The organism is Acinetobacter sp. YH01024 (assembly GCF_013420195.1).
Taxonomy (GTDB): domain Bacteria; phylum Pseudomonadota; class Gammaproteobacteria; order Pseudomonadales; family Moraxellaceae; genus Acinetobacter; species Acinetobacter amyesii.
Genome location: NZ_VOYQ01000079.1, coordinates 1 through 6235, shown reverse-complemented (window position 1 = coordinate 6235; position 6235 = coordinate 1). Strand labels below are relative to the sequence as shown.

General features: G+C 35.5%; 7 protein-coding genes and 1 pseudogene. 4 read left to right on the top strand and 4 right to left on the bottom strand.

Translation table 11 applies throughout. From position 1 onward, the window contains the following. The 4 genes and pseudogenes from FTT88_RS16630 to FTT88_RS16615 form a co-directional block, all read left to right on the top strand. Positions 1-100, top strand: a pseudogene (locus FTT88_RS16630) (IS1 family transposase); the annotation flags it as partial. Beyond that, entirely contained in the window at positions 87-836 is a 750-nt protein-coding gene (locus FTT88_RS16625; RefSeq protein WP_227607606.1) for a transcriptional repressor KorB C-terminal beta-barrel domain-containing protein, read from the top strand. The pseudogene FTT88_RS16630 and the gene FTT88_RS16625, both read left to right, overlap by 14 nt. A 223-nt stretch (positions 837-1059) precedes the next feature. Further along, positions 1060-1719, top strand: a complete 660-nt coding sequence (locus FTT88_RS16620) for a plasmid mobilization relaxosome protein MobC (RefSeq protein WP_180041309.1) — start codon at positions 1060-1062, stop codon at positions 1717-1719. Beyond that, positions 1719-2792 carry a relaxase/mobilization nuclease domain-containing protein gene (locus tag FTT88_RS16615; RefSeq protein ID WP_104516576.1) on the top strand — a complete coding sequence of 358 codons (1074 nt, stop codon included), beginning with the start codon at positions 1719-1721 and terminating at the stop codon, positions 2790-2792. The genes FTT88_RS16620 and FTT88_RS16615 overlap by 1 nt, the downstream gene beginning before the upstream one ends. 45 nt (positions 2793-2837) lie before the next feature. Here FTT88_RS16615 and FTT88_RS16610 read toward each other — a convergent pair whose 3' ends face one another. From FTT88_RS16610 to FTT88_RS16595, 4 genes are all read right to left on the bottom strand, one after another. Further along, a complete protein-coding gene (locus FTT88_RS16610) occupies positions 2838-3773 on the bottom strand; it encodes a hypothetical protein (RefSeq protein WP_015060294.1) in 936 nt (311 codons plus the stop codon). 71 nt (positions 3774-3844) lie between these two features. Further along, positions 3845-4183: a DUF192 domain-containing protein gene (locus tag FTT88_RS16605; protein ID WP_180009812.1), complete on the bottom strand. Its 339-nt coding sequence runs from the start codon at positions 4181-4183 to the stop codon at positions 3845-3847. Positions 4184-4299: 116 nt separating this feature from the next. Next, positions 4300-5595 (bottom strand): Y-family DNA polymerase, encoded by a 1296-nt coding sequence (locus FTT88_RS16600; RefSeq protein WP_180009810.1) that lies wholly within the window; start codon positions 5593-5595, stop codon positions 4300-4302. 24 nt (positions 5596-5619) lie between these two features. After that, positions 5620-6147 carry a LexA family transcriptional regulator gene (locus tag FTT88_RS16595; RefSeq protein WP_180041311.1) on the bottom strand — a complete coding sequence of 176 codons (528 nt, stop codon included), beginning with the start codon at positions 6145-6147 and terminating at the stop codon, positions 5620-5622. Positions 6148-6235 lie beyond the last annotated feature (88 nt).

The following is a 6235-nucleotide window of genomic DNA, read 5'->3' as shown; positions in this document are numbered from 1 at the left end:
GCGAGGCTTTAGGAGAAGCTGCAACTTCTCCAAAAAGCTTGAAAATCATTTCAAAGCCTTTGATTTAGTGTTCTTTTATATCAATAATGGATTCGTTTAATGCCAGCATACTTTTTGAAACACCACCGGAGAATAAAGAACGCCTTAACCATTCACCTATTGAGCTTGCACTTTTCATCCAAAAGAAAATTAAGCAAGGCGAGAAGAAAAACGTAATCGCTAAAAAGTTAAATGAAGATCCTGTTTTTATTTCTACTCACCTAGCTTTAGTGGATATGCCAGAGTGCTTATCTAAGGCTTATGATGCAGGTTTTAAATCTCCAAAGACTTTGTATGACTTACGCAAACTTTGGGAATCATTCCCTGAAGAAGTAAACGCTTGGGTGGATGAATCTTTAGAGAATGGTCAAGACATTATCAGATCGAAAGTACAGGCTCTATCTAAAAAGTTAAAAGAACCTAAGCAAGCTGAAGCGACTGAAGCAGATCCAGAATCAGAACCACAGGCGCAAGAAAGCCAAGAGCAAACCGCTATTATTGATGATAATGAATCTTTCAATTTTAATGGGAATGATCAAGCTGAAGCGACTGAAGAACTTGAAGTTAAAAAACTGATGGATCAATCGAACCAGAAAGAGCAGCCAGAAGCTAAAGAAGAAGATCCAGACAAAATCAAAAAACCGCTTTTAGTTGTTATTCATGACGGCAGACAAGCGAACCTGATGCTTAATAAAAAGCCTTCTTCTTTGGGTTTTGCATGGATCAAATACGAAGATGGAACAGAGGTATCCGTAGATTGCAGCAGCCTTGAAATCGAGTATTTACAAGAAGCCTAAACCTACCAATGGAAAAAGACCTTGCTAATGCAAGGTCTTTTTTTGGGCGGGTTTTCCCGACCACCTAGCTTGATTACCCTTAGTCATGACTAAGGAGAAAAGAGGGAAAAAAAGAAGATATATAATCTAGGGCAGGATAGGCAGTAGCCGTTAAAATTGCCATTTTGTCACCCAGTTGATAGAATGGGATAAGCAAAATATTACTTTGCTTATGGAATTAATCATGACTAAAGACAATAAAATCTTTTTCAGAGTTGATCGGGCAGTGCTTGATTGGTGGGAAGCAAAGTGTGAAAAACAGGGAATTAAGAAAGGCGCACCTTTCCAAAAAGCGTTAGAACTTTCTTATCAAAAAGAGAATGATCCTAACTTTTCAGGACAAGATTTTTCCTTGAATCTGGAAAAGGACTTAACCGAAAAAATCTATCAGTTAGCTAAGTTTGAAGAAGTAGATCCAGACGACTTGATCAAAAAAATGATCAAGGAAAAGTTATCTGAAATAGAAAAAACGCAAGACGTTATAGATGTATTTGAAAAAACATCACGCAAAGAATTACGGCTTAAACCAAGTTTGATGAAAGCCATTAATGAGAAAGCAGCACAGATCGGCATGAAACCGAATCAATATATCATTTCGGTTTTAACAGCTAATGTCACAAAAGATTCAATATTCTTTAGCCAGGAAGAAGCTCTTAAACTTGGCGAATCAAATAGTCAGCTTTTGGCGATTGGTAGAAACCTAAACCAAATGGCTAAGAATATGAATCAGGGTATTTATGAATCTTACGATAGAGAATTTGTCGAGCGAGTACATCAGCTAGTAAAAGCTCAAGTTAGGCATGTTTTCACTCTATTAGAGCGCAATAAAAAGAGGTGGGAATAATGGCTAACGGAAGCAGTAAGACTACCAGAGAAGTGCAAAGCACTTTGCTTGCTCATGGTGAGCAGCTACTTAACGGATCTAAAGTTAAGCGTGTTAATCAGACCCAAAGTTTAGATACTTTTTTAAATGATCTGTCTAAGCCTAAAAATGGATCTGGCCATTCAGCTAAATCAGCCCCTAAATCATCTCCAAATAGCGTTAAGGCAACTTTAAATAGAATCAGTAAAAAGACCCCTGAAGTAATGGTCAAGGTTACTGGTGGAGGTAATTCTATGGGGAAGGTGAAAGCCCACATGGGATATATCACACGGAATGGGCAATTAGAGGGAATTGATCAGGACGGAAATAAAGTTAATGGTAAGGATGATATAGAAGATACTGCTGAAGATTGGCAAATGTCAGGTACACCTATTTCTGATGAAGAATCTAAATATAAGCAGGCTTTTAATATTGTGTTATCTATGCCGAAAGGTACGGATGAAAAAGGCGTTTATGATGCTGCAAAAGAATTTGCAGAGGAACATTTTAAAGACCATAAATATATGATGGTGCAGCATACCTTTACCAATGACCCTTCAAAAGATCCAAGTGAAAACCCGCATGTGCATGTTGTTGTTAAAGCTGTTTCTGAAAAAGGTGATCGGTTAAATATCAGGAAGGCTGATCTTCAGGAATGGCGAGAAAGTTTTGCTGAAAAATTAAGATCCAGAGGGATTGAAGCGAATGCGACAAAACGTATAGCTAGGCTTCAAAAAAATAGAAGTGATAAGCAGTCAGTTAAACAAATGAAAGAGCAGGGCAAATCGTTTAAGCGATATGGTAAAAATAAGGCAAGTCCAGAACGTGTCCAGAAAGCTAAACAGCAAGAAAAAGAAGCATTGACGCATTACAAGGAAATTACTAAAGCTCTATCACAGTCACCAGATCCGCAAGATAGAAAACTAGCAGTTGATCTAGTGGACTATTTACGGAAACAGGTAGAAGTGAAAAAACCAACGCCACAGCCACAGATTCAACCTAATAAGCTAGATCTTCAACACGGAAAGAACAAGGGGAAAGAGCAAGACCGTTAATAATATAAGGGAAGGATAAGGCGCAATACTGTGCTTTAGTGCCCTTTAAAAATCCTTAATTTTCTGAGCGGGCATACCTAATTTAAACATCCTATTAAGCTCAAAAATTGCATATTTTAAATCTTTTTCAGGTATATGCTTAACATCAAAATATTCAATTTGGCCAAATCTCGCTTTATATAATGCAATTCGTTCTATTCTGTGTCGTTGCATCTGCACTGTTGACGACATAATTCGATCCATTAAATAGAATAAGTAATACGATGTGATCTGCATACTGTCTTTAATCATAAATCCATGATTTTTTGTACTTTTATAGTCATATAGTGTTTCATCAATACAAATATCTGCATCTATCCCCCCTAGTGCAACACGGATATTTGCAGAATATCTGGGATTGTATGTGATCAGACTATCAGGCTTAATAAGACCATTCTTAATGAATACATTATCAAAATTTTTGACTAGGGAAGATATATCTTCGTAAACCACGTTCTCCGTTGGTTTTAGTATGTCTTTCTTTGTTGCTACTGGTAGAAATCCAGATCGCCATAGATTTTCTAATTTAGCCAAAAGAATAATTCCACCAATAAATTCTTCATTTAGTTCTAAATCGTTTGATTTATTAGCTAGTAGAAAATCTATGTGATTTTGAATTTTTTTATACAATACCAAAATGCTTTTATTTTTCGTTTCCTCTAGAAAGCTGATAATTTTAGGTTGCTCAAATTCCTTAGCACTCAATTCAGTATTCGTGTAGTACGCACAAATTATTTTAGATAAGTAGTCAAATGCTGTACCAACCAAGCCTGAATCATAACTACTCGTTAATTTATGTTCACTCATAACTTCATAATTAGTAAAAGGAGGAATACCACTGTAAGTTTTGAAATCTTTTTTTTGGGGTGCGACACTTTTTATAATTTCTTTTACTTCCTTGCACTTAGGATCTGAAGATTTCAGTATCGACATTAAAGACATATTTTATACTCTTTATCCATATAGTTACTATTCAAACAATTTTAAAGATACTAAAGACTAGATTGAAAAATCTAAGTTTTTATTCTTTCTAATGCAAATTGAATCTTTTCTTTGGGGCAATACTGCTTTTTGGAAAACTTTTCCATTACAGCCGATCCAATAATTTTTTTATCTGTATTAAAGAAAAATATCTCTAAGTCATAAGGTACATTGACCATATTAAAACAGGTATAAATCGGCTTTTTCCACGTAAAGACTAAAGGCTTTAATGAAGGATTTTCTTTAAAACCTATTTCTTGATCATGCTCCCTATATAGGTACAGAGCCGTTAATTTTTTTCCATTAAAGCTAAACGTCTTTACTTCTTTATCTTGATCAAAGTAAGGGTTATAAACCTGTTTAAAGGCCATAACAGACACTACTATTAAAAGAGCTATAAACGCTGCATATTTTAATTTCAATTCCTGTTATTCCTTTTAGCCAGGTGGCAAGTCACATGCAAAAAAATTATCTTAGTCATGACTAATTATTTAACACTCATAAGTTGATCCCATTTAAAGTAATTGGGAGACAGCTTATTACGTGACATATTCCAATTTCTATCAGGTAGCATACTGGCACCTAATCCTATTTTTCTCTTACCAAATTTATTCTGTATATCATCGAGTGAATCCATAAGTTTATTACTTGATTCTATCTTGTTCATGTCCGTGAATAAGTCATAAATATGAGTGGCTTTAGGTTCAAGACAAGTGAGGATAACTCCACATTTTTTAAATCCAATATTCTTTTGGTATAGCTGATCAACCATTGAGGTAGCAATTTTAGAAAGTAATAAACTATTGTCTGATGGATCGGGTAAAGCGTAAGACAAAGATTTATTATAAAAAGGCTCAGAAGTATCAAATGGATTAGATTGAACAAAACTAATAATACAGCCACATAGTAAATTTTCACTTCTTAAACGGCTTACGGCATCCTGAACATAAAGCGTAATCGCTTCTTTAAGATCCTCACAGCTATAAACTTTCTGGCCAAAGGAACGGCTTGCTATTATTTGTTTTTTTGCTTTAGGACTTTGCTCAATTTCAATGCAAGAAATTCCCTGTAATTCTAATAGAGTTCTGTGCATGACTACAGAGAATTGATCTCTAATCATTAAGGGTGAAGCACAAACAAAATCTAGAACTGTATTAATGCTTAGGCTATTCAGCTTTTTAGTATGCTTTCTACCAATCCCCCATACTTCACTAACTTCTATAGATTGATATAAGCCCTCAATCGAACAATAGTCCATTGAAACAAGGTTACATACACCTTTTAAATAACTATTCTTTTTAGCGATATGATTAGCCATTTTTGCTTCTGTTTTAGTCCGTCCAATTCCAATACAGGCCGGCAAACCTAGCCAACGTGAGAGCCGATCCAGAATTAAATGAGCATAAGCAGTTAGATCATAATTTGAAGCATAAGCAGTTAGATCTAAAAAGCATTCATCAATCGAATAAATTTCTTGTTCTTGAGGTGTAACAAATTCAGCTAGGACTTTTATAAATCTGCGGGACATTTCCGCATATAGAGCATAATTACTCGAAAGGACTGTAATATTGTGCTGCTCTACAAGCTCCTTGAGTTGAAAAAGAGGTACACCCATCTTTATTCCTAAGTCTTTAGCTTCTTGTGAACGAGCCACAGCACAACCGTCATTATTAGATAATACGATTACTGGCTTATTATTCAGGCTTGGATTAAAGACACGTTCACAGCTTACATAACAGTTATTAATGTCTACCAAAGCAAAAATCTTATTTTGATTTTCCATGTAGATTAGACCAATAGGATTAGATTATTTATGTTTCCTAAATGGCTTAATGACAAAGGTCACTACACCCCATATTAATAATTCTTGGCAATCATTAAGGTGAATATCGTCATAATCTGGATTTTCAGCTTTAAGCCAACACTTATCACCTTCAATCATTAACCGCTTAACGGTGAACTCATTGTCAATTAAAGCAATAACAATATCTTCGTGTTTAGCTTCAAGACTACGATCCACTAAAAGCTCGTCATCAATTTCAATGCCTGCGTCACGCATGGAAAGAGAAGCTACTTTGACAACAAATGTTGCAGCTTCATTTTTCACAAGGTGTTCATTCATGTCTAAAGTTTTATCAATGTAATCTTGTGCGGGAGAGGGGAAACCAGCAGCTACTTTTTCTGAAGCTAAAGGAATACGTTTAAAGGTTGAAGGATTAATTAAAGTAATAGTAGCTACATCATTTAAGGTAGTCTTTTTATGATTCGCTAAAAACTTCTTAATCTCTACAATACGGGCACTGTTGCAAATAGTCGGTGGTGATAAACTTATCATCCCCTTTTGCTGATGGAGCTGCACATGAACCCATTCAAAGGCCGGCATTTTCAGCGTGACATCATTCTGTGGGCCGTACGCTGGTACT